The sequence below is a fragment of the Shewanella sp. Actino-trap-3 genome (assembly GCF_002836275.1).
In the GTDB taxonomy this organism is placed as follows: Bacteria; Pseudomonadota; Gammaproteobacteria; order Enterobacterales; family Shewanellaceae; genus Shewanella; species Shewanella psychromarinicola.
In genome coordinates, this window is the sequence record NZ_PJCE01000001.1 from 3,216,486 (window position 1) to 3,237,926 (window position 21,441).

At 44.9% G+C, this 21,441-nt stretch carries 16 protein-coding genes, 1 tRNA gene and 3 rRNA genes; 5 read left to right on the forward strand and 15 right to left on the reverse strand.

What is annotated here, in order from left to right:
* Window positions 1-5: 5 nt before the first annotated feature.
* The 9 genes from CXF80_RS13760 to CXF80_RS13800 all read right to left on the reverse strand — a co-directional run bounded on the left by CXF80_RS13760 (window position 6) and on the right by CXF80_RS13800 (window position 8,551).
* A complete protein-coding gene (locus CXF80_RS13760; RefSeq protein WP_101033396.1) occupies window positions 6-1,016 on the reverse strand; it encodes an ArsJ-associated glyceraldehyde-3-phosphate dehydrogenase in 1,011 nt (336 codons plus the stop codon).
* A gap of 54 nt (window positions 1,017-1,070) precedes the next feature.
* A complete protein-coding gene (locus CXF80_RS13765; protein ID WP_101033397.1) occupies window positions 1,071-1,589 on the reverse strand; it encodes a phosphatase domain-containing putative toxin in 519 nt (172 codons plus the stop codon).
* Between the two features lie 85 nt (window positions 1,590-1,674).
* Window positions 1,675-2,694, reverse strand: a complete 1,020-nt coding sequence (arsB, locus tag CXF80_RS13770; protein WP_101033398.1) for an ACR3 family arsenite efflux transporter — start codon at window positions 2,692-2,694, stop codon at window positions 1,675-1,677.
* 24 nt (window positions 2,695-2,718) lie between these two features.
* Window positions 2,719-3,561: a metalloregulator ArsR/SmtB family transcription factor gene (locus CXF80_RS13775; protein WP_198554767.1), complete on the reverse strand. Its 843-nt coding sequence runs from the start codon at window positions 3,559-3,561 to the stop codon at window positions 2,719-2,721.
* 131 nt (window positions 3,562-3,692) lie between these two features.
* Window positions 3,693-4,556 carry an alpha/beta hydrolase family protein gene (locus CXF80_RS13780; RefSeq protein ID WP_101033399.1) on the reverse strand — a complete coding sequence of 288 codons (864 nt, stop codon included), beginning with the start codon at window positions 4,554-4,556 and terminating at the stop codon, window positions 3,693-3,695.
* A 528-nt stretch (window positions 4,557-5,084) separates the two neighbouring features.
* On the reverse strand, window positions 5,085-6,266 hold the full coding sequence (locus CXF80_RS13785; RefSeq protein ID WP_101033400.1) for an NAD(P)/FAD-dependent oxidoreductase: 1,182 nt from the start codon (window positions 6,264-6,266) through the stop codon (window positions 5,085-5,087).
* Window positions 6,267-6,401: 135 nt separating this feature from the next.
* Window positions 6,402-7,418, reverse strand: a complete 1,017-nt coding sequence (gene gpsA / locus CXF80_RS13790) for an NAD(P)H-dependent glycerol-3-phosphate dehydrogenase (protein WP_101033401.1) — start codon at window positions 7,416-7,418, stop codon at window positions 6,402-6,404.
* 3 nt (window positions 7,419-7,421) lie between these two features.
* Window positions 7,422-7,910, reverse strand: a complete 489-nt coding sequence (gene secB / locus CXF80_RS13795) for a protein-export chaperone SecB (protein WP_101033402.1) — start codon at window positions 7,908-7,910, stop codon at window positions 7,422-7,424.
* A gap of 206 nt (window positions 7,911-8,116) precedes the next feature.
* On the reverse strand, window positions 8,117-8,551 hold the full coding sequence (locus tag CXF80_RS13800; RefSeq protein WP_101033403.1) for a rhodanese-like domain-containing protein: 435 nt from the start codon (window positions 8,549-8,551) through the stop codon (window positions 8,117-8,119).
* A 249-nt stretch (window positions 8,552-8,800) separates the two neighbouring features.
* Between CXF80_RS13800 and gpmM the strand changes: the two genes are divergently transcribed.
* The 3 genes from gpmM to CXF80_RS13815 all read left to right on the forward strand — a co-directional run bounded on the left by gpmM (window position 8,801) and on the right by CXF80_RS13815 (window position 12,453).
* The gene (gpmM, locus tag CXF80_RS13805) at window positions 8,801-10,345 is read left to right on the forward strand and encodes a 2,3-bisphosphoglycerate-independent phosphoglycerate mutase (protein WP_101033404.1); all 1,545 of its coding nucleotides are present in this window, start codon (window positions 8,801-8,803) and stop codon (window positions 10,343-10,345) included.
* A gap of 10 nt (window positions 10,346-10,355) precedes the next feature.
* Window positions 10,356-11,489: a murein hydrolase activator EnvC family protein gene (locus CXF80_RS13810; protein WP_101033405.1), complete on the forward strand. Its 1,134-nt coding sequence runs from the start codon at window positions 10,356-10,358 to the stop codon at window positions 11,487-11,489.
* A gap of 247 nt (window positions 11,490-11,736) precedes the next feature.
* Entirely contained in the window at window positions 11,737-12,453 is a 717-nt protein-coding gene (locus CXF80_RS13815) for a divergent polysaccharide deacetylase family protein (protein ID WP_101033406.1), read from the forward strand.
* On the opposite strand, the gene CXF80_RS13820 is transcribed toward CXF80_RS13815, so the two are convergent.
* Entirely contained in the window at window positions 12,428-12,883 is a 456-nt protein-coding gene (locus CXF80_RS13820; RefSeq protein ID WP_101033407.1) for an Rrf2 family transcriptional regulator, read from the reverse strand. The genes CXF80_RS13815 and CXF80_RS13820 overlap by 26 nt on opposite strands.
* Before the next feature lie 35 nt (window positions 12,884-12,918).
* On the reverse strand, window positions 12,919-13,170 hold the full coding sequence (locus CXF80_RS13825) for a YkgJ family cysteine cluster protein (RefSeq protein ID WP_101033408.1): 252 nt from the start codon (window positions 13,168-13,170) through the stop codon (window positions 12,919-12,921).
* A 319-nt stretch (window positions 13,171-13,489) separates the two neighbouring features.
* Here CXF80_RS13825 and rihA point away from each other — a divergent pair, with 319 nt between their 5' ends.
* On the forward strand, window positions 13,490-14,422 hold the full coding sequence (gene rihA / locus CXF80_RS13830; protein ID WP_101033409.1) for a pyrimidine-specific ribonucleoside hydrolase RihA: 933 nt from the start codon (window positions 13,490-13,492) through the stop codon (window positions 14,420-14,422).
* Between the two features lie 53 nt (window positions 14,423-14,475).
* Window positions 14,476-15,384 (forward strand): ribokinase, encoded by a 909-nt coding sequence (gene rbsK / locus CXF80_RS13835; protein WP_101033410.1) that lies wholly within the window; start codon window positions 14,476-14,478, stop codon window positions 15,382-15,384.
* A 351-nt stretch (window positions 15,385-15,735) separates the two neighbouring features.
* On the opposite strand, the gene CXF80_RS13840 is transcribed toward rbsK, so the two are convergent.
* The 4 genes from CXF80_RS13840 to CXF80_RS13855 form a co-directional block, all read right to left on the reverse strand.
* A tRNA-Asp gene (locus CXF80_RS13840) sits at window positions 15,736-15,812 on the reverse strand.
* Between the two features lie 103 nt (window positions 15,813-15,915).
* Window positions 15,916-16,031: ribosomal RNA gene (gene rrf, locus CXF80_RS13845) — 5S ribosomal RNA — on the reverse strand.
* Between the two features lie 192 nt (window positions 16,032-16,223).
* Window positions 16,224-19,127, reverse strand: a 23S ribosomal RNA gene (locus CXF80_RS13850).
* Between the two features lie 381 nt (window positions 19,128-19,508).
* Window positions 19,509-21,051: ribosomal RNA gene (locus tag CXF80_RS13855) — 16S ribosomal RNA — on the reverse strand.
* Together the 16S, 23S and 5S rRNA genes with 1 tRNA gene alongside form the textbook arrangement of a ribosomal RNA operon.
* Window positions 21,052-21,441: the final 390 nt, after the last annotated feature.

The window sequence follows — 21,441 nt, forward strand, 5'->3', positions numbered from 1 at the left end:
GAACGCTATTCCTTATCAGCTAAGCCGACTTTGCGCGCCAGCTCTGCAGTGCGATTAGCGTATCCCCACTCATTGTCGTACCACACATACAGCTTAACTTGGGTGTCATTGACTACCATGGTCGACAAGGCATCGATAATGCTTGAACGTGGGTCGGTTTTATAATCTACCGACACTAATGGACGTTCTTCATAGCCCATAATGCCTGCAAGTTCTTGTTGTGATGCCTGCTTAAGCAGCTGATTTACTTCTTTAACTGTAGTGCCTCGCGCCACTTCAAACACGCAATCGGTAAGCGAAGCATTAGCTAACGGCACGCGTATCGCATGGCCATTTAACTTGCCTTTTAGCTCAGGAAAAATATGGGTGATGGCAGTCGCTGACCCCGTGGTGGTCGGAATTAAACTGATGCCACAAGCCCTTGCGCGGCGTAAGTCTTGATGCGGTGCATCCAAAATAGTTTGGGTATTAGTAATGTCGTGGATTGTCGTCATCGAGCCATGCTTAATGCCAATTTTCTCATGGATCACTTTCACCACTGGCGCCAAACAGTTGGTGGTACAAGATGCCGCGGTCACTATAGGGTGGATGGCTTTATCGTATAAATGCTCGTTTACACCCATCACAATGTTTAACACGCCGTCTTCTTTTACTGGCGCAGTCACCACAACCCGTTTTACACCTTGATCTAAATAAGCTTGCAGCAAGGCTGTGGTTTTTATCTTACCTGATGCTTCAATCACCACGTCACATTTTGACCAATCGGTATCTTTAGTCGCAATATTACGACTACAAGGAATGGCGTTACCATTAATCACTATCGCCTCCCCATGATGGGTCGCCTCATGATGCCAACGGCCATGCACTGAATCAAAGGTCATTAAATGGGCCAAGGTCGCAGCGTCGCCAGCAGGATCGTTAATGTGCACTATTTCAACATCGTCCCAATCATATGCAGCGCGCATAGATAAACGTCCCATACGGCCAAAACCGTTAATGCCTATTTTTATCGTCATAATGGTGTCCTACTAAATAAAGTTAACTAACCTCAACTCGAGTAAAAGATGAGGTTAACAATTAAAAGCATTGAAATAATCGCGTTGGATCGGATGCGTCAGTGCTTTTGGCCGTAAGCTTTGCACCGCAGTTACTGCTTTATCTTTTGGCCAACCAAGGCTGGCAAGAATTAACCCAATCACTAACCCAGTGCGTCCCGAACCGCCTTTGCAATGCACCGCAATGGTGCCTTGGTTATTAATCACCTCGATAATCTGCGCTTTATTAGCTAACCAATTAGCTTCAAATTCGGCACCGGGTGCGGCATCGTCTAAAATGGGCAATTGCACCCAGGCGATCTGTTGTTTGGCGCATTCTGTTGGTAGTTCGGTAGCATTATTGCGCGCCATTTCGTCATCGAACATCAAGGTGATTAACATCTGCGTGCCGGCACTTTTTAATGTGGCAAGCGACTCGATTAACGGTTCATCTTTGGTACCAGGGCACGGGGTAAAAATTAATTTGGCGCCATTCTCACACAATGAGTCTAATGGCGAATCTAACGCTAAGATATCGAAAGGATGTTGCTGCATGATTAATTCCACTGTTAATTTAGAACGTATTATTTCGTCGTCATAAAAAACGTATTCGAAATACTTACCAAAATAATCGCCAACATTAATGCTTAAACCAATGTTGAGTACGATTAATAATCGCCACCAGCGACAACATCACCGGCACTTCTACCAACACCCCAACCACAGTGGCTAAGGCTGCACCCGAGTGCAAACCAAACAGGGATATAGCTACCGCAACGGCAAGCTCAAAAAAGTTAGAGGTACCAATTAAGCAAGCTGGACCAGCAATATTGTGCTTTAATTTCAATAATATAGCAGCAACATACGCTATCGCAAAAATCCCGTAAGTTTGAATCACCAATGGCACCGCGATTAAGCCAATGGTTTGTGGGTCGGACACGATAACCTTGGCCTGAAACCCAAACAGCAACACCACAGTGGCCAGTAAGCCGACAATCGACCATGGTTTTAATCTTGCCACTAATCGATCCACTCCTGATGTGCCGCCTTGATGATTAAGCACATAACGCGTGGTCACACCCGCCATTAATGGCAGTAATACATACAGCACCACTGAAATAAGCAAGGTTTCCCATGGCACCTGAATGTCACTCACCCCCAGCAAAAATGCCGAAATAGGCGCAAAGGCAAAAATCATAATCACATCGTTAACCGACACTTGCACTAAGGTGTAATTAGGATCGCCCTTAGTTAATTGCGACCATACAAATACCATTGCCGTACAGGGTGCAACACCTAATAAAATCATCCCTGCGATATATTCTTGTGCCGATGCGGGGTCAACTAAGTCGGCAAACACCACTTTAAAAAATAACCAACCTAATGCGGCCATGGTAAAAGGTTTAATCAACCAGTTAACGACAATCGTCAGTAATAATCCCTTGGGGTTTTTACCCACATCTTTAATGGCTGAAAAATCAATTTGCACCATCATTGGGTAAATCATTACCCAAATAAACAACGCCACCACAAGGTTAACGTGGGCAACTTCAAGACTCGCAATGGTCTGAAATACTTGTGGTTGCCATAGCCCTAACAGCACTCCGGCAAGCATACTTAAGCCAACCCATACCGATAAAAATCGTTCAAACAAGCCCATTACGATCACTCCTATTTTGCTGAATCAGCGACAAAAACTCACTTTATTAGGCCGGTTTTGCATAATATCTAGTCGTTGTAGATGAGCCATAATCAAGCCAATATTGTTCTCGGTCGTTGCAGCTATTACAGACTTTGCCCATAACGGTAAATTAGGGTTAATTCGATAAAATACCCACTGGCCATTTTTTCGGTCGCTAATAATGGCGGCTTTTTTTAACAACGCTAAATTGCGAGACACCTTAGGTTGGCTGTCCTCATTCAATGCCTCCATCAGCTCGCACACACATAACTCACCATGATAATGAGTCAGCATTAGGCTTTTTAAGCGAATGTCATCGGTTAAGCATTTATAAAATGCGATGGGATCAACATCGGCGAATACCTCGGGAGGTGTTTCATTTGCGCCAATGACGTCTACCTTGGCGGTCACCTCCGCCGTGGTCTTAGCCTTGGCAGTAACATTGTTTTCCACCAGTAGAAACATCGACAAGCGGTTATTCAGCTCAGCTAAGGTACTTGAAAAGGGTTGATGACCTGCGCGGCTTTTAGGATCGGGAAAATCCCAAGCCAGTTGTTTACCTGCACCAGGAAAACGACGGCATTCTGTATTGGCTTTATCACAAAGGCTAATCACGTAATCAAATGCTTTACCTGCAAACGTTTGTACGTTTTTAGACACTAAACCACCCGTATCAGCACCAAAACGCGTTAAGGCTTCAATCGCCCTGCTGTCGATATCTTCGGGCTGAGTCCCTGCACTAAACACATCAAATTGATCAGACGCTTTACTTCTTAGCAAAGCCTCTGCCATTTGAGAACGCGCCGAATTGCCGGTACATAGAAACAACACAGTTTTCTTTTTCATTGGTGGCACATCCAATTAAAACACACTGAACATTGTATATATGCTTTTTTACATATACAACCAAGAAAAACAAAAAAGCCTATTCTGTAAATGAATAGGCTTGAATGGTTAACTTAAATGAAGAGGTCGCTTTAGTGCTTATCTAACCAGTTAAGCGCCAGTGGCCATAAGGTTTGCGACTTACTGCTAAAAAACTTCATATGGCCAATGTCTGATAATCCATAATCACTTGGGGTTAAGGTTAAGGTTTGCCCGTTAAGCTTAGGAAACACCGACATCATGTCTGCTACGTTGGCGTTATTGGCAATGTCATCATCAACGGCGTTAACCCACAATGACGGTAATGTCAGCTCATTGTAATAATGCTGGTGCACGGTTTTACCAAAAGCAGTTTTGACATACCCTTGACCATTGCACCATTGCTGCCATTGTTTGGCGACATCCTTTGGCAATGGCTCTCCCATACCCAGCCACTGAGACTTGGTATGACCAAACATCGCATTACTGAAAGGAATAAAAAAGTTCATAAAAAAATGCGCTTGAATCAGATAAGCCAATTTCATATTTTTTAACTGACCAGAAGAACAGGCAAAATTGAACATTGAACTGATGTCCATCGCATTATGCATTAACCCAATGAGTTGACCACCAGCACTGTGGCCCACCAGATGATAGTTTGTATTCGGAAATACCTCTTTTAAACATTCCAACACCGCAGGCATATCTTTTTCACCCCAACACTGTAACGACGAGGCACTCTTCGCAACTGGCACCGTTGATGAGCCACCAATACCCCGGTTATCAAACGTAATAACGCCATAGCCATTGCTGGCAAGGTAGTTAGCAAAATTTCCGTAAAACTGTCTTTTGATCCCAGTAGCAGGCGCCATCAATATCGCACCCTTCACTGTGATAGTTGGCTCATAAACAGTTGCAGCAAGTAACTCACCATCGCTGCACTTAATTGTCGTTTGCTTTACATTCTGCTGATTCATCGTTTTTAGTTACGCCAATTGGGTGTTAATGCAAATTATCTATATGCCAAGATATTTTGTACCATGGGGGGTATTAAAACGACAGTTTTAATCTTCTGTTTAAAGTAAATACTCGGCCACACTGGCATGATAGAACATCCATTACCTTTATAAAGAACAAGCCGTTTCCACTGGTGTCTTTCTATCAAGGTCGTTTTATGGCTTGTTATCTAGTGTCGTTACTGTTGAAAAGTCTGAGGTTGAGTCCCTTGTTCCCAAAGGGGCCAATCTTGAAAACTTAACATTGGAAGGCTTAGCGTTAGAAGGATGGCATTCAGATAATAAGACTGGTTGCCATTTATCTTCTGCAGGGGTTTATTGCTTACAGCTATCATCCTTAATATCACTCGACACTCAACATATTCCTTATTGCTGTTAAACAGCGATAAGCCCACCAACATCCCTTGGTGATTTCAGCTCACCGCTTTTACTGGTTACTTCACCACTTAAAATCCCCAGACTACTGGTTCTTTTATAATAGTTACATATCTAAACGGCCAACCCTGCCGCGACACCAGAGCTCCAGGCCCATTGAAAATTAAACCCTCCTAACCAACCACTTACGTCCATTACTTCACCAATAAAATACAATCCTGGGACCTTGTTGGCTTGCATGGTTTTAGATGACAGTTCATTGGAGTCAACACCACCTAAAGTGACTTCTGCCGTGCGGTAACCTTCAGTGCCATTCATGATGATTGACCAATTATTTAACTCATTGGCGAGCTTTTCACGCTCGCCATGACCGAGTTGGTTTAGGGCTTTATCTAATTGAGACTCTTCAAATAGCGCTTCAACCAAGCGTTTAGGTAACCATTGGCTTACGGTATTACGTAGACTTTGTTTTGGGTGATGTTTTAAGGCAAATTCGATTTTATCTAACGCGCTTTCACCCGGCAACAAGTTGATTGAGATAGCTTCACCTGGTTGCCAAAAATTTGATATTTGCAGTACCGCTGGGCCTGATAGACCGCGATGGGTAAATAATAATGCCTCACTAAACTGGGTGCCATCTTGCGCGGTAATGGTTGTTGGCACGGCAATGCCAGATAACGGCTCAAAACGAATTTTTTGATCGCTATGCCAAGTGAACGGTACTAGGCCTGCACTGGTAGGTAACACTTTTAAGCCAAATTGCTCTGCCAACTTATAGCCATAAGGCGTGGCACCCAGCTTTGGCATCGATAAGCCTCCGGTGGCAATAACCAGTGAATCACAGCTTAAATCACCGTTAGAGGTATTTAAATTGAAACCGGCTTCAGTCTTGCTAACCGAGAGTATTTCAGTGCGCAGCTTTACCTTGGCACCTGCCCATTCGCACTCGGTCATCAACATAGTGACGATTTCTTTAGCGGAGTCATTACAAAATAACTGCCCATGGTCACGTTCATGGTATTCAATCCCGTGTCGCTCAACCAGTTCAATAAAGTCGCTTGAGCGATAGCGGGCCAATGCCGATTTCACAAAGTGCGGATTACCACAAATAAACTGCTGCGGCTCAACTTTTTGATTGGTGAAGTTACAACGTCCGCCGCCACTGATCAGAATTTTTTTGCCTGCTTGTTTGGCATTATCCAGCACCAACACATCACGACCTCGATAGCCCGCGGTAGCAGCACACATTAACCCTGCCGCACCGGCGCCGATAATGATTACGTCATGATGTTTCACGTTTTACTCCACACGGTTTAAATGGGTTACTTGGTTCTTAATTGATAACTATTAAATGCAAAAAAGGATGCTATTTTAGCATCCTTTTTACTAGGGTCTGTTAACCTTTATGGCTAACTTAACTACTGTGCCGCACTATTTTTTGAGTGTTTCAGACTTTTTATCTCGGCTGAGTAACACTTTTGACGCTTCAACAGGAGATTTACCTTGGTAAAGCACTTGATAGATTTGCTCAGTAATCGGCATTTCTACCCCTAGGCGTTTGGCTAAGGTAAACACTTCTTTGGTATTACGGTAGCCTTCGACTACTTGACCAATTTCTTGTTGCGCGGTGATCACGTCTTTGCCTTGACCTAAAGCCAAGCCAAAACGACGGTTACGCGACTGATTGTCGGTACAAGTTAACACCAAGTCACCTAGACCCGCCATGCCCATAAAGGTTGATGCATCAGCGCCAAGCGCGACACCTAAACGGCTAAGTTCGACTAAACCACGGGTTATTAATGCCGTACGAGCATTAGCACCAAAGCCAATACCGTCAGACATTCCAGCACCAATCGCAATCACGTTTTTAACCGCGCCGCCTAGTTGTATACCAGTAAAGTCGTCATTGGCGTAAACGCGCAGACGTTCTGGACTGTGGAGTAGCTCAACCAAATCATGAGTAAACTGAGGGCAAGTACCGGCAACCGAAATGGCTGTTGGTAAACCAGCCGCTAATTCTCTAGCAAAGGTTGGACCTGACAATACCGCCAATGGATACTGTTCGCCTAATTGCTCGCGGGCAACATCTTGTAATAAACGACCGGTTTCGGGTTCTAGCCCTTTAGTCGCCCACACAATCCGAGCATCTTCACGCAATAACGGCTTAGCTCGTTTGAGTACATCACCAAATACATGGCTAGGGACTACCACTAAGATATTTTTGCTTGCCGCGAGTGCCTTTCCTAAATCAGCTTCGATGGCTAAACAATCAGGAAACTGAATACCAGACAGAAACTCCTCATTACTGCGCTGCTCAGTTAAGCGCGCCATATGATCGGCTTCATGACCCCAAAGTAATACCTTGTGGCCGTTACTGGCTAAAGAAATAGCAAGGGCGGTGCCATAAGAGCCCGCCCCTAATACCGTGATTTCGGCAGCGTTATTCATAGCTTATGCTGTGACTTCTTCGGCAGAATTTGCTTGTTCTGCTGCAGTTTGACGCTGTTGAACGTACTGAGCAAATAGCGCATCAAAGTTAACTGGAGCAAGGTTTAGTTGTGGGAAAGTACCACGGCCAACTAAATTACCCACTAATTCACGTGCATATGGGAATAATACGTTAGGGCAGTATGCACCTAAAGAATGAGCAAGTTGTTGCTCAGTTAACCCAACGATGGAGAAAATACCCGCTTGCTGAACTTCACATAAAAATGCGGTGTCTTCGCCGTTTTTAGCCGTAACGGTTAACGATAAAATCACTTCATATGTGTCGTCAGACAGCTTGTTGCTGCGAGTATCTAAATCTAATTTTACTTCTGGGTTCCATTCTTTCTGGAAAACAGCTGGGCTGTTTGGCGTTTCAAAAGACAAATCCTTTGTATAAATACGCTGAATGTTGAACTGTGGTGCTTGCGCTTCGTTGTTTGCTACTTCAGCCATAATTTCCTACCTATCGATGTTATTTAGCTTTTCTGTGAAGCTAATTGTGTTGGGCTTGCTCTTAATGTATATAGAATTAATCTAACATTAGTGCTATCCCGTAAAGTTGATCCGGCTCGATAAATGGTAACGAACAAGATCTTGATAATAAACAGTGTTAGCTCATTCCCAAACTTGTTAACACTGAATACCATTAAGCAACAGTATTAACGCTTGCTTTTAACTACGGGTAAATTTGCACCCTTCCATTCGCCCATGCCACCTTTAAGGTTAGACACGTTTTCAAACCCTTGTTTAGTAAGAAGTTGAGCGGCTTGAGAAGATGTAGTACCTGAGTCACATACTAATATAATGGGGTTGGTTTTGAAATTTTCAAGGCTAGTGACTTGATTATTTTTAATTTCTGATAAGGTCACATTAAGCGCATCAACAATATGGCCTTTTTTAAATTCTTCTTTACCTCGCACATCAACGACTCTGGCATCTTGCTTATTCACCATGAGTGTTAGCTCTTGATGACTGACAAGTTTCACTTTTGATATACTTGATTTAATGACACTGAAAACAAGCGTTACAAACAAGCCGACCCAAGCCAAACTTAACATTGGGTTCGCTTTAAAAAATTCCATATATTCTTGCATAATTACTAATTTCTCTGACGATGACTAAGATGAGATGGCCTCGAGTATATCGTTTTGCTCGGCAGTTTTCATTAAAGAAACACCTAAAATAGACGCTTTAAGCCGACTTATTCGTGACTGGTCCCTCGTTATTAGCTGCTTTAGTTATATCTTCAAACCTATATGCCTTTTGCACATTATCAAGAAGTAGTAATATTCATACAATTGAAATTTTATAACACTTCTATTTTCAACTTAAAAGGTACTTGCATGACGACAACAAAACGTCCACTCGCATTACTTATCCTTGATGGCTGGGGTTCCCGTGAAAACACGCAAGATAATGCGATTTTTCATGCCAACACCCCTGTTTTAGATAAGCTCAATGCGCAATATCCTCACAGTCTTATTTCGGGTTCTGGTATTGACGTCGGATTACCCGATGGCCAAATGGGTAACTCTGAAGTAGGCCATATCAATATTGGTTCAGGCCGAATTGTGTATCAAGAACTCACCCGCATCAGTAAAGCGATTGCCGACCATGAGTTTGAGAAAAACCCAGCACTTTGCGATGCGGTAGACAAAGCCATTACCGCTAATGGTGCCGTTCACATTATGGGGCTTTTGTCTGCCGGTGGCGTTCACAGCCATGAAGAACATATTGAAGCTATGTGCCGTATGGCCGTTGAGCGCGGCGCAACCAAAGTGTACTTACATGCCTTTTTAGATGGCCGAGATACACCTCCGCGCAGCGCTAAAAATAGTTTGCTTCATTTTGACGAGCTATTTGCCTCACTAGGTCATGGCCGCACGGCATCGATTATCGGTCGTTACTTTGCCATGGATCGTGATAACCGTTGGGACCGCGTATCGCAAGCCTACGAATTAATCACCGAAGGCAAAGCCAAGTTCGCTTATGCTTCGGCAGCAGAAGCGCTGGACGCTGCATATGTTCGAGATGAAAACGATGAATTTGTTGCTGCATCTACAATTGTTGATGATCAAGGCGAGGCAGCCGAGCTAAACGATAACGATTCGCTCATTTTTATGAATTTCCGCGCCGATCGTGCCCGCCAAATTACCCGCTGTTTTGTCAATCCTGATTTTGATGGTTTTGCACGTAATAAAACACCAAAAATCAACTTTGTGATGCTGACTGAATACGCGGCCGATATTAACGCCGCAGTAGCCTATCCATCTGATAATTTGGTGAATACCTTAGGTGAAACCCTGCAAAAGCAGCATAAAACTCAACTGCGCATTTCAGAAACTGAAAAATATGCTCATGTGACCTTCTTTTTCAATGGCGGTAAAGAAGAGCCATTTGAAGGCGAAGATCGCATTTTAATTCAGTCTCCTAAAGTCGCTACCTACGATTTGCAACCTGAGATGAACTCAGCAGAACTGACCGACAAACTGGTCGCGGCTATTGAGTCTGTAAAATATGATGTGATAATTTGTAACTATCCAAATGGTGACATGGTTGGCCATACTGGTAAATTTGATGCTGCCGTTAAAGCCTGTGAAGCGGTTGATGCTTGCATTGGTCGTGTAGTAGAAGCATTAGCCAAAGTGGATGGCGAGTGTTTGATTACCGCCGACCATGGTAACGCAGACCAAATGACCGACCCGATAACAGGTCAACCTCATACGGCCCATACCAGTGAGTTAGTACCGTTTATTTATGTTGGCCGTGACGCCACAATAAAAGACAACGGGCGATTGAGTGATATTGCGCCAACTATGTTAACCTTGATGGGCCAAAGCATCCCAAAAGAAATGAGTGGACGCTGTATTATTGACCTTAAAGAGTAAACATTAACTCGTGATAACTCGTTTATTTGTTAAAGCCAGCATTGTTGCTGGCTTTCTAATCTTTTCATTTGTGGCAACTAGTGCTGATTTGTCTTCACGCCAATCGGCTTTGAAGTCTATTCAAGCACAAATAAACCAACAACAAAATTCGCTTAAAGATACAGCCAAGCAACGCGAAAAGCTTAATTCGTTACTTAAAAGTGATGAACAAGCCATTGCAAAAGCAGCTCAAAAAGTTAATCAATCACAAAACCAATTATCTGCGGTTAACCTAAAAGTTAAAGAATTAGATAAACAACAAGTTAATTTAGCCGAACTTAAACTGAGTCAGCAAAATACCTTATCAAAACAGCTTTCTAGTGCTTATTTGGCTGGTAATCATGATTACACTAAAATGATGCTTAACCAGCAAAACCCGGCGACGGTTGAACGCATGCTGGCGTATTATCAATATCTCAACAATGCCCGTATAAAAGCTATTCAGCAACTAAAGCAAACCAGCATTGATCTTAATAAAATCAAACAACAGCAAGTCACAACTCAACAAAAACTCAATGCTTTAGTGATAGATCAAAAACAACAGGCACAGCAATTAACCAAAGAGCAAAGCCAACGTCAACAAACTCTGACTCAATTGCAACGAACCTTATCCACTAAAGGCGCAAAATTAGAACAACTGCAAATAGAAGAGGCGAGTTTAAAACGCATCGTACAACAAGCTATGATTGCCGCAAAAGCCAATCCAACGATGGATGGATTAGTCAGTCAAAAAGCTAAATTAAAATGGCCAACCAAAGGCCGATTAAGTAAACGCTTTGGTAGCAGCCGCTCAGGACAAATTGTGTGGAAAGGTGCAGTACTTGCTGCACCAGAAGGACAAGATATTCATGCTGTGGCGTCAGGGAAAGTGATTTATGCCGACTGGTTACGTGGTTTTGGTATGGTGCTCGTCATTGATCACGGTAAGGGCTATATGAGCCTCTACGGTCACGCCCAAACACTATTAAGACAACCTGGTGATATGGTAAAAAGCGGCGAGTCTATTGCGCTCGTGGGTCGATCTGGGGGGCAAAGTGAGCCAGGATTATATTTCGAAATCCGTAATAAAGGTAAGGCCGTTGATCCTGCCTATTATTGTCGTTAGCCGCTCAAACACCCGGCATTGATATTCCATGATGTAATGCATTGGTTTAGCGCATTATTGAACACCGCCGAACACTGTCCCCAATATGGCGATAAACAGCCCTTGCAATTAGCACGGTATCAATAGAGATATTCATGACTATAATCAATCTGTTATGCTGCTATACTGATATGAATAATAACTCACAACTAGATAAGCTAAACTTGTGCGCAATCGACTCCTAATCCTATTCTGCCTATGCAGCATCATGCCTGCTACCGCCGCTAAATTAGCCATCATCATTGATGATATTGGTTATCGCCTAACTGACGAAGCCATATTGTCATTACCTAATGCCATCACTTTATCGGTATTACCCCACACTCCTTTAGGGCAAAAACTCGCACAAGATGGTTTCGATAAAGGTCATGAGATTATGCTGCACCTCCCCATGCAAGCCTTAAATGGTAAAGCACTTGGACCTGGAGGGTTAACAAATGACATGACTGAGGTGCAAATTAAACAGAAATTACAAAGAGCATTCGCTAACATCCCGTTTGCTAAAGGGGCGAATAATCATATGGGTAGTTTACTCACTCAGATGGATGAGCCGATGCTATGGGTAATGCAAAGCCTCAAACAGCAACAATTGTTTTTTGTCGATAGCTTTACTACTAAATACACCAAAGCGGGTAGCAAAGCCTTACAGCTTGGCGTACCAGTACTAAGAAGGCATGTTTTTTTAGACAACAATATTGATGATCGAGCTCTTGAAAAGCAGTTCCAACAGATAATTAAGCGATCAAAGCAACAGGGTCAGCTCGTCGCTATTGCACATCCTTACCCTGAAACCATTCGATTTTTAAACGCTAATTTGGCTCGTTTAAAAGACAATGGCATCACATTAGTGCCCACATCTCAATTATTTGATGACGTGAATGTTGCGACAACAAGCCAGCCTAATCCATCTGCAACACTGAAATAGATAAGTCCGGTAATGTAGACAAAATCTCTGCTTTGTTCGATATAATATCGGCTAAAGTATATTGATCAAGTACAGCCAAATAGGCGGTAACCGCTTGGCCTAAGACTCCTTTTAATCGACATATTGGCGTAAATCGGCAATATGGTGATTCACAATTGATGGGCGATAATGAATGTTCTAAATCGCGAACCAATTGACCAATTAGTACCTCATCCGCGGTTTTTGCCAATCTAAAGCCACCGCTTTTACCTCTGACAGTTTGTAAATATCCCAGCTTTCCCAATTGATGGATAATCTTAGCGACATGGTTTGAAGAAAGATCAAACACACTGGTCACTTCTGCAATTCGAAATAAACTTTCGCGTTCAGGTTGTACCGCAAGATACATTAAAATGCGAATACCAAAATCTGTATATCGAGTTAGTTGCATGATCTAAAATATCCAAGGTAAATAAAACGGGCAGATTAGCATGTTGAAGACTCTAAATCAGTGATCAACCATAAAGCTTGTTCATTTTTGGTGCCACACACATCAATACTTGCACTAAACTCGGCACATACAACTGGACGATGTGGCTGACCGAAGATCATACACAGATTATCATCATTTAATTGAATACAACGCACCCCAGCAGGTTTACCATTTGGCATACCCGGTATTGCACTAGTAATCGAAGGCGCAATACAGCAAGCACCGCAACCTAGACGACAATTCACACTACTCTCCACGATTTCAAAACAGTTATACCTTCACTTAAACACGTTAAACAGCCATATGGAAAAACAAGCTTAATTTGCAGCAATGCTGCAGATGTTATATCGCCAATAGCAGGCCTTTTCACTCGCTTATTGGCCATTATAACATTTGGATCACTCATCACGCTTCGATAGTCTACAACGAGGTTATCATAACGGTATTCAATAGCGACTAGCAGTGGGTTTAATCTCTATATTAGATCACATTTACATCGTTTAAGCATTAATACAATCAGCCATGATGATACAGTAACCACACATTCAAATAAGGAAATCACCCATGAAACGTCCCGTTATACTTGATTGCGACCCAGGTCATGATGATGCCATTTCACTTATCTTAGCACTCAGTTCTTCTGAGCTTGATGTCTTAGCGGTAACAACCAGTGCAGGTAATCAAACACCAGATAAAACCCTAAATAATGCATTACGAGTATTAACATTGCTCGGGCGTCACGATATTCCGGTAGCCGGTGGCGCACCGAAGCCATTAGCAAGAGAACTGATCATTGCTGATAATGTACATGGAGAAAGCGGCCTTGATGGGCCCAAATTGCCAGATCCAGCCTTTGCGACTGTAGAACAAACAGCCATTGAACTTATGGCCGATAAAGTTGGCAACAGCAAACAACCTGTCACTCTTGTCCCTACAGGGCCACTGACTAATATTGCTTTATTTTTGGCTGCTCACCCAGAACTGCATCACAACATCGACAGCATAGTGCTCATGGGGGGCGCAGCAGGTGAAGGCAATTGGACTCCAGCGGCTGAATTCAATATTTTTGTCGACCCAGAAGCGGCTGACATGGTATTCAAATCAGGCATACCTATTGTGATGTGCGGCTTAGATGTGACTCATAAAGCACAAATCATGGATGAAGATATTGAGCGTATTAGAGCAATTAATAACCCTATCGCTCTATGTGTCGCAGAATTACTCGACTTCTTTATGATTTATCATCGAGATCCAAAGTGGGGCTTCACCGGTGCACCACTACACGACCCTTGCACTATCGCGTGGTTACTCAATCCATCACTATTTACGGCTGTAGATTGCTGGGTTGGCGTTGAGACGAAAGGGGAGTATACACAGGGTATGACCGTGGTTGATCGTTATCAATTAACCGCTAAACCTCACAATGCTAAAGTATTGTTCGATATTAACCGAACCGGTTTTGTCGACTTCATTGTTGAACGTTTAAACGATTACTAGCAAATCAATGCCATGCAGAATCACTTAATTCTGCATGGGTTATAAGGAAATACATGAGCACTTTACTGGTTGTCGGCAGTGCCAACGCCGATCATGTCCTAACATTCAACGAATTACCCCAAGCAGGACAGACCTTAATTAGTCAGCAATATCGACTTGAACTAGGTGGAAAAGGGGCAAACCAAGCTGTTGCGGCTGCCCGATTAAGTAATACTGGCCAGAACGTATGTTTTATCAGTGCTCTGGGTGACGATAGCAACGCAGCAACAATGCGGAAAAACTGGACCGCCGATGGGATTGACCTAATTGGTTGTTATGAAATAGCCAATGAGAGTACTGGCACTGCGGTGATTTTTGTTAACCAGCAGGGCGAGAACTGTATTGGAGTTGTGCCTGGCGCCAATGCCTATTTGTCTGCACAACATCTTCAGCAACAACAGGTATTATTTACCCAAGCTAATTTCTTGCTGGTTCAACTAGAAACTTCGTTAGACAGTGTTCATCACGCATTAACATTAGCCAAACAGCATCACTGCACAACTATCCTTAACCCAGCACCAGCGGCAAAACTGAGTAACGATTTATTGTGTTTAATAGATATCATTACCCCCAATGAGACTGAGGCTTTCGCATTAACGGGAATTGATGTTATCGATCAACAAAGTGCAGCAAAAGCTGCAGAAAGTCTTCACAGGCAAGGGATTAATATCGTCATTATTACTCTAGGCAGTAAAGGTGCTTATGTCAGTGAAAAAGGCCAAGGGCGAATAATTCCAGCGCCCACAGTCAGCGCAATAGATACCGTAGCAGCCGGAGACACATTTAATGGCGCACTGATGGTAGCATTAGATGAAGGAAAAACCTTAAACGAGGCGGTCAAATTTGCCAATAAAGCATCTTCTCTCGCAGTCACTCGCCACGGAGCGCAAAGCAGCATTCCTTATCGAAACGAATTAGCTTAACCAGTGGTAAAAGTAATCCGGGTACGTTTTACTTCACTAAATCACATGAACGAAAAAGGCCTTTGCAGTAATGCAAAGGCCTTTTTCGTAAGTTTGCGGGCGAATATTGCGGCAGCAATAAGATAAAGGACGAGAAGCATGGGAGCCGACGGAACTATTAGCACAAGACTATTAACACGAGACTGTTGAGCGCAGATTGAGTTGAGAGTGACCCCATGTAACTTCTACCGCGTTGTGTTTTTAGGGAGTCTACAATCCCCATGTATGGGGTGAATGATCGCTCTATGACTGGTATTTCACCAAATTTCAGATACAAAAAAGCCTCGTCATATGACGAGGCTTAGATGTAATTGGCGGAGTGGACGGGACTCGAACCCGCGACCCCCGGCGTGACAGGCCGGTATTCTAACCAACTGAACTACCACTCCTTTAGCAAATTGCTTACGCACGATGCTAAATGCTTTTTAAGTCGCTAGTGTGTCAGCACAAGGAGACTTGCTTTTTCAAGCTACTCTTTCGAGTAAATTAGGCGCCTGGAAATGACCTACTCTCGCATGGGGAGACCCCAAACTACCATCGGCGCGATTGCGTTTCACTTCTGAGTTCGGAATGGGATCAGGTGGTGCCACAATGCTATGGTTTCCAGACAAATTTGTATATCTACCGCCTTTAAGGCCGTAAATAATAATTCGGAAAGCTGATTTTTTTGAGTCTACAAAACACTACTTAAGCGCTCTATTCTAACACTAAGGTTATGCTCCCTGTCAGTACGACCTCCATGGAAGGAGGAAGTGCTAGAAAATGTCGGGAACATTTTCAGTAAAACCCATCTGGGTTGTATGGTTAAGCCTCACGGGTCATTAGTACAAGTTAGCTCAACGCCTCACAACGCTTACACACCTTGCCTATCAACGTAGTAGTCTCCTACGGCCCTTTAGAGAGCTTAAAGCTCTAGGGATGACTCATCTTAGGGCTCGCTTCCCGCTTAGATGCTTTCAGCGGTTATCGATCCCGAACGTAGCTACCGGGCAATGCCATTGGCATGACAACCCGAACACCAGCGGTTCGTCCACTCCGGTCCTCTCGTACTAGGAGCAGCTCCCTTCAATCATCCAACGCCCACGGCAGATAGGGACCGAACTGTCTCACGACGTTCTGAACCCAGCTCGCGTACCACTTTAAATGGCGAACAGCCATACCCTTGGGACCGACTTCAGCCCCAGGATGTGATGAGCCGACATCGAGGTGCCAAACACCGCCGTCGATATGAACTCTTGGGCGGTATCAGCCTGTTATCCCCGGAGTACCTTTTATCCGTTGAGCGATGGCCCTTCCATTCAGAACCACCGGATCACTATGACCTACTTTCGTACCTGCTCGACGTGTATGTCTCGCAGTTAAGCTGGCTTATGCCATTGCACTAACCGTACGATGTCCGACCGTACTTAGCCAACCTTCGTGCTCCTCCGTTACTCTTTGGGAGGAGACCGCCCCAGTCAAACTACCCACCAGGCACTGTCCCGAACCCCGATTAGGGGCCGCGGTTAGAACATCAAAACTACAAGGGTGGTATTTCAAGATTGACTCCACTCAGACTAGCGTCCAAGCTTCAAAGTCTCCCACCTATCCTACACATGTAGGTTCAATGTTCAGTGCCAAGCTATAGTAAAGGTTCACGGGGTCTTTCCGTCTAGCCGCGGGTATACGGCATCTTCACCGCAATTTCAACTTCACTGAGTCTCGGCTGGAGACAGCGTGGCCATCATTACGCCATTCGTGCAGGTCGGAACTTACCCGACAAGGAATTTCGCTACCTTAGGACCGTTATAGTTACGGCCGCCGTTTACCGGGGCTTCGATCATGAGCTTCTCCGAAGATAACCCAATCAATTAACCTTCCGGCACCGGGCAGGCGTCATACCGTATACGTCATCTTGCGATTTTGCACAGTACTGTGTTTTTGATAAACAGTTGCAGCCACCTGGTATCTGCGACTGCCAACAGCTTAAGGAGCAAGTCCTATCACCGTCGGCAGCGTACCTTCTCCCGAAGTTACGGTACCATTTTGCCTAGTTCCTTCAGCCGAGTTCTCTCAAGCGCCTTGGTATTCTCTACCCGACCACCTGTGTCGGTTTGGGGTACGATCCCCACTAACCTGAAGCTTAGAAGATTTTCCTGGAAGTATGGCATCAACTACTTCATCACCTTAGTGACTCGTCATCAGTCCTCAGTCTTGCAATTAAATGCGTATCCCCGGATTTGCCTAAGAATACAACCTACCACCTTAAACGCGGACTACCAACGCCGCGCTAGCCTAGCCTTCTCCGTCTCTCCATCGCAGTTAGTGAAGGTACAGAAATATTAATCTGTTTCCCATCGATTACGCCTTTCGGCCTCACCTTAGGGGTCGACTCACCCTGCCCCGATTAACGTTGGACAGGAACCCTTGGTCTTTCGGCGAGGGAGTTTTTCACTCCCTTTATCGTTACTCATGTCAGCATTCGCACTTCTGATACGTCCAGTGTGGGTTACCCCTTCACCTTCAACCGCTTACAGAACGCTCCTCTACCGCGCAATTCTAATGAAATGCACCCGTAGCTTCGGTGGTATGTTTAGCCCCGTTAAATCTTCCGCGCAGGCCGACTCGACTAGTGAGCTATTACGCTTTCTTTAAATGATGGCTGCTTCTAAGCCAACATCCTAGCTGTCTGAGCCTTCCCACATCGTTTCCCACTTAACATACACTTTGGGACCTTAGCTGACGGTCTGGGTTGTTTCCCTTTTGACAACGGACGTTAGCACCCGCTGTCTGTCTCCCGAGTAGTACTCATTGGTATTCGGAGTTTGCAAAGGGTTGGTAAGTCGGGATGACCCCCTAGCCTTAACAGTGCTCTACCCCCAATGGTATTCGCTCGAGGCGCTACCTAAATAGCTTTCGAGGAGAACCAGATATCTCCGAGTTTGATTGGCCTTTCACCCCCAGCCACAAGTCATCCGCTCATTTTTCAACATAAGTCGGTTCGGTCCTCCAGTTGATGTTACTCAACCTTCAACCTGCCCATGGCTAGATCACTCGGTTTCGGGTCTACACCTTGCAACTAAACGCGCAGTTAACACTCGGTTTCCCTACGGCTCCGCTATTCGCTTAACCTCGCTACAAAATGTAAGTCGCTGACCCATTATACAAAAGGTACGCAGTCACGGTCTCAAGAACCGCTCCCACTGCTTGTACGTACACGGTTTCAGGTTCTATTTCACTCCCCTCACAGGGGTTCTTTTCGCCTTTCCCTCACGGTACTGGTTCACTATCGGTCAGTCAGGAGTATTTAGCCTTGGAGGATGGTCCCCCCATATTCAAACAGGATGTCACGTGTCCCGCCTTACTCGTTTTCATCTACGGTTAGTTTTCATGTACGGGGCTATCACCCTGTGCCGCTGTGCTTTCCAACACATTCCACTAACACCCCATAGACTTAAGGGCTAATCCCCGTTCGCTCGCCGCTACTAGGGGAATCTCGGTTGATTTCTTTTCCTCTGGGTACTTAGATGTTTCAGTTCCCCAGGTTCGCCTCATAACGCTATGTATTCACGTTATGATGACCACTTATGTGGCCGGGTTTCCCCATTCGGATATCGTTAGCTCAAATGCTTATTACTAGCTCGCCAACGCTTTTCGCAAGTTATTACGTCCTTCATCGCCTCTGACTGCCAAGGCATCCACCGTATACGCTTGGTCACTTAACCATACAACCCAAATGAGTTTCACTTGCGTGAACCTCTGAGTCATATCATGACCAGCTGGTTTTTACTTGTCTCACCTCCGGGTAGGAAGTGGACTCGCCTTAGTTTTTTAGAATATTCAAGACACTTAAACAGTGTTTTGAGAACTCAAGATACTAATGCTTTCGCATCAGTATTATTTTTCGCACTAACGTAATCACACCAATAACAACGAATCATTATTCATGCGCCTTTAGTTAGTACTATCAGCTTTCCAAATTGTTAAAGAACAACACTAGCCGGCTGGCGGCGTGTTTCACTCTACTTCCGAAGAAGTTAACAAGTAATCTGTGTGAACACTCACATGCATCGCTGCACTTTTAGGTATTGAGTTAGTCGTATAGGTAAGGAGGTGATCCAGCCCCAGGTTCCCCTAGGGCTACCTTGTTACGACTTCACCCCAGTCATGAACCACAAAGTGGTGAGCGTTCTCCCGAAGGTTAAACTACCCACTTCTTTTGCAGCCCACTCCCATGGTGTGACGGGCGGTGTGTACAAGGCCCGGGAACGTATTCACCGTGGCATTCTGATCCACGATTACTAGCGATTCCGACTTCACGGAGTCGAGTTGCAGACTCCGATCCGGACTACGACAAGCTTTGTGAGATTAGCTCCACCTCGCGGCTTTGCAACCCTCTGTACTTGCCATTGTAGCACGTGTGTAGCCCTACTCGTAAGGGCCATGATGACTTGACGTCGTCCCCACCTTCCTCCGGTTTATCACCGGCAGTCTCCCTAGAGTTCCCGCCATTACGCGCTGGCAAATAAGGATAGGGGTTGCGCTCGTTGCGGGACTTAACCCAACATTTCACAACACGAGCTGACGACAGCCATGCAGCACCTGTCTCACAGTTCCCGAAGGCACAAGTCCATCTCTGGTCTCTTCTGTGGATGTCAAGAGTAGGTAAGGTTCTTCGCGTTGCATCGAATTAAACCACATGCTCCACCGCTTGTGCGGGCCCCCGTCAATTCATTTGAGTTTTAACCTTGCGGCCGTACTCCCCAGGCGGTCTACTTAATGCGTTAGCTTGGGAGCCCAGTGACTAAGTCACCAAACTCCGAGTAGACATCGTTTACGGCGTGGACTACCAGGGTATCTAATCCTGTTTGCTCCCCACGCTTTCGTGCATGAGCGTCAGTCTTTGTCCAGGGGGCCGCCTTCGCCACCGGTATTCCTCCAGATATCTACGCATTTCACCGCTACACCTGGAATTCTACCCCCCTCTACAAGACTCTAGTTCGCCAGTTCCAAATGCAATTCCCAGGTTGAGCCCGGGGATTTCACATCTGGCTTAACAAACCGCCTGCGCACGCTTTACGCCCAGTAATTCCGATTAACGCTCGGACCCTCCGTATTACCGCGGCTGCTGGCACGGAGTTAGCCGGTCCTTCTTCTGTAGGTAACGTCACAGTAACGGGCTATTAACACGCTACCTTTCCTCCCTACTGAAAGTGCTTTACAACCCGAAGGCCTTCTTCACACACGCGGCATGGCTGCATCAGGGTTTCCCCCATTGTGCAATATTCCCCACTGCTGCCTCCCGTAGGAGTCTGGGCCGTGTCTCAGTCCCAGTGTGGCTGATCATCCTCTCAGAACAGCTAGGGATCGTCGCCTTGGTGAGCCATTACCTCACCAACTAGCTAATCCCACCTAGGTTCATCCTGTCGCGGAAGGCCCGAAGGTCCCCTCCTTTCCCCCGTAGGGCGTATGCGGTATTAGCAGTCGTTTCCAACTGTTATCCCCCTCGACTGGGCAGATCCCTAGGCATTACTCACCCGTCCGCCGCTCGTCACCTCAGGAGCAAGCTCCCTTGTGTTACCGCTCGACTTGCATGTGTTAGGCCTGCCGCCAGCGTTCAATCTGAGCCATGATCAAACTCTTCAATTAAAGTTTTTTGAAAACCCCACTCTTACAAGTAAGAACGATGCTTTCGGCTCAATGAATTCTGATTTCATTAATTAGACTCGGAAGAATCTAAATAATGTTTGTACATATTACTATGAACACTCATCGTTGCATTGAGTTGAAATTTTTTGATTGCCAACATTCCGAAGAACAGAAGACAATTTCGAATAACTCAATACCTGTGAATGTCCACACAGATTTCTTGTTTAGATTGTTAAAGAACGTTGCTAACATGAACATCTTTCGATTTTTCATTCAGCGGCCGTTGACGCTAGGTCGTTGGCTTGGGGTGCGTATTTTACGCATTTCAAACTTTCTTTTCGCTGTTGTAAGCTTCAATTTGAACCTTACAACCTGTCCGCGACGTTTGCC

Excerpts from the sequence above, each read along its gene's own strand:
- CXF80_RS13760 (WP_101033396.1), bottom strand. The coding sequence starts at position 1,016 with ATGACGATAAAAATAGGCATTAACGGTTTTGGCCGTATGGGACGTTTA.
- CXF80_RS13765 (WP_101033397.1), bottom strand. The coding sequence starts at position 1,589 with ATGCAGCAACATCCTTTCGATATCTTAGCGTTAGATTCGCCATTAGAC.
- arsB (WP_101033398.1), bottom strand. The coding sequence starts at position 2,694 with ATGGGCTTGTTTGAACGATTTTTATCGGTATGGGTTGGCTTAAGTATG.
- CXF80_RS13775 (WP_198554767.1), bottom strand. The coding sequence starts at position 3,561 with ATGAAAAAGAAAACTGTGTTGTTTCTATGTACCGGCAATTCGGCGCGT.
- CXF80_RS13780 (WP_101033399.1), bottom strand. The coding sequence starts at position 4,556 with ATGAATCAGCAGAATGTAAAGCAAACGACAATTAAGTGCAGCGATGGT.
- gpsA (WP_101033401.1), bottom strand. The coding sequence starts at position 7,418 with ATGAATAACGCTGCCGAAATCACGGTATTAGGGGCGGGCTCTTATGGC.
- secB (WP_101033402.1), bottom strand. The coding sequence starts at position 7,910 with ATGGCTGAAGTAGCAAACAACGAAGCGCAAGCACCACAGTTCAACATT.
- CXF80_RS13800 (WP_101033403.1), bottom strand. The coding sequence starts at position 8,551 with ATGCAAGAATATATGGAATTTTTTAAAGCGAACCCAATGTTAAGTTTG.
- gpmM (WP_101033404.1), top strand. The coding sequence starts at position 8,801 with ATGACGACAACAAAACGTCCACTCGCATTACTTATCCTTGATGGCTGG.
- CXF80_RS13815 (WP_101033406.1), top strand. The coding sequence starts at position 11,737 with ATGCCTGCTACCGCCGCTAAATTAGCCATCATCATTGATGATATTGGT.
- CXF80_RS13820 (WP_101033407.1), bottom strand. The coding sequence starts at position 12,883 with ATGCAACTAACTCGATATACAGATTTTGGTATTCGCATTTTAATGTAT.
- rihA (WP_101033409.1), top strand. The coding sequence starts at position 13,490 with ATGAAACGTCCCGTTATACTTGATTGCGACCCAGGTCATGATGATGCC.
- rbsK (WP_101033410.1), top strand. The coding sequence starts at position 14,476 with ATGAGCACTTTACTGGTTGTCGGCAGTGCCAACGCCGATCATGTCCTA.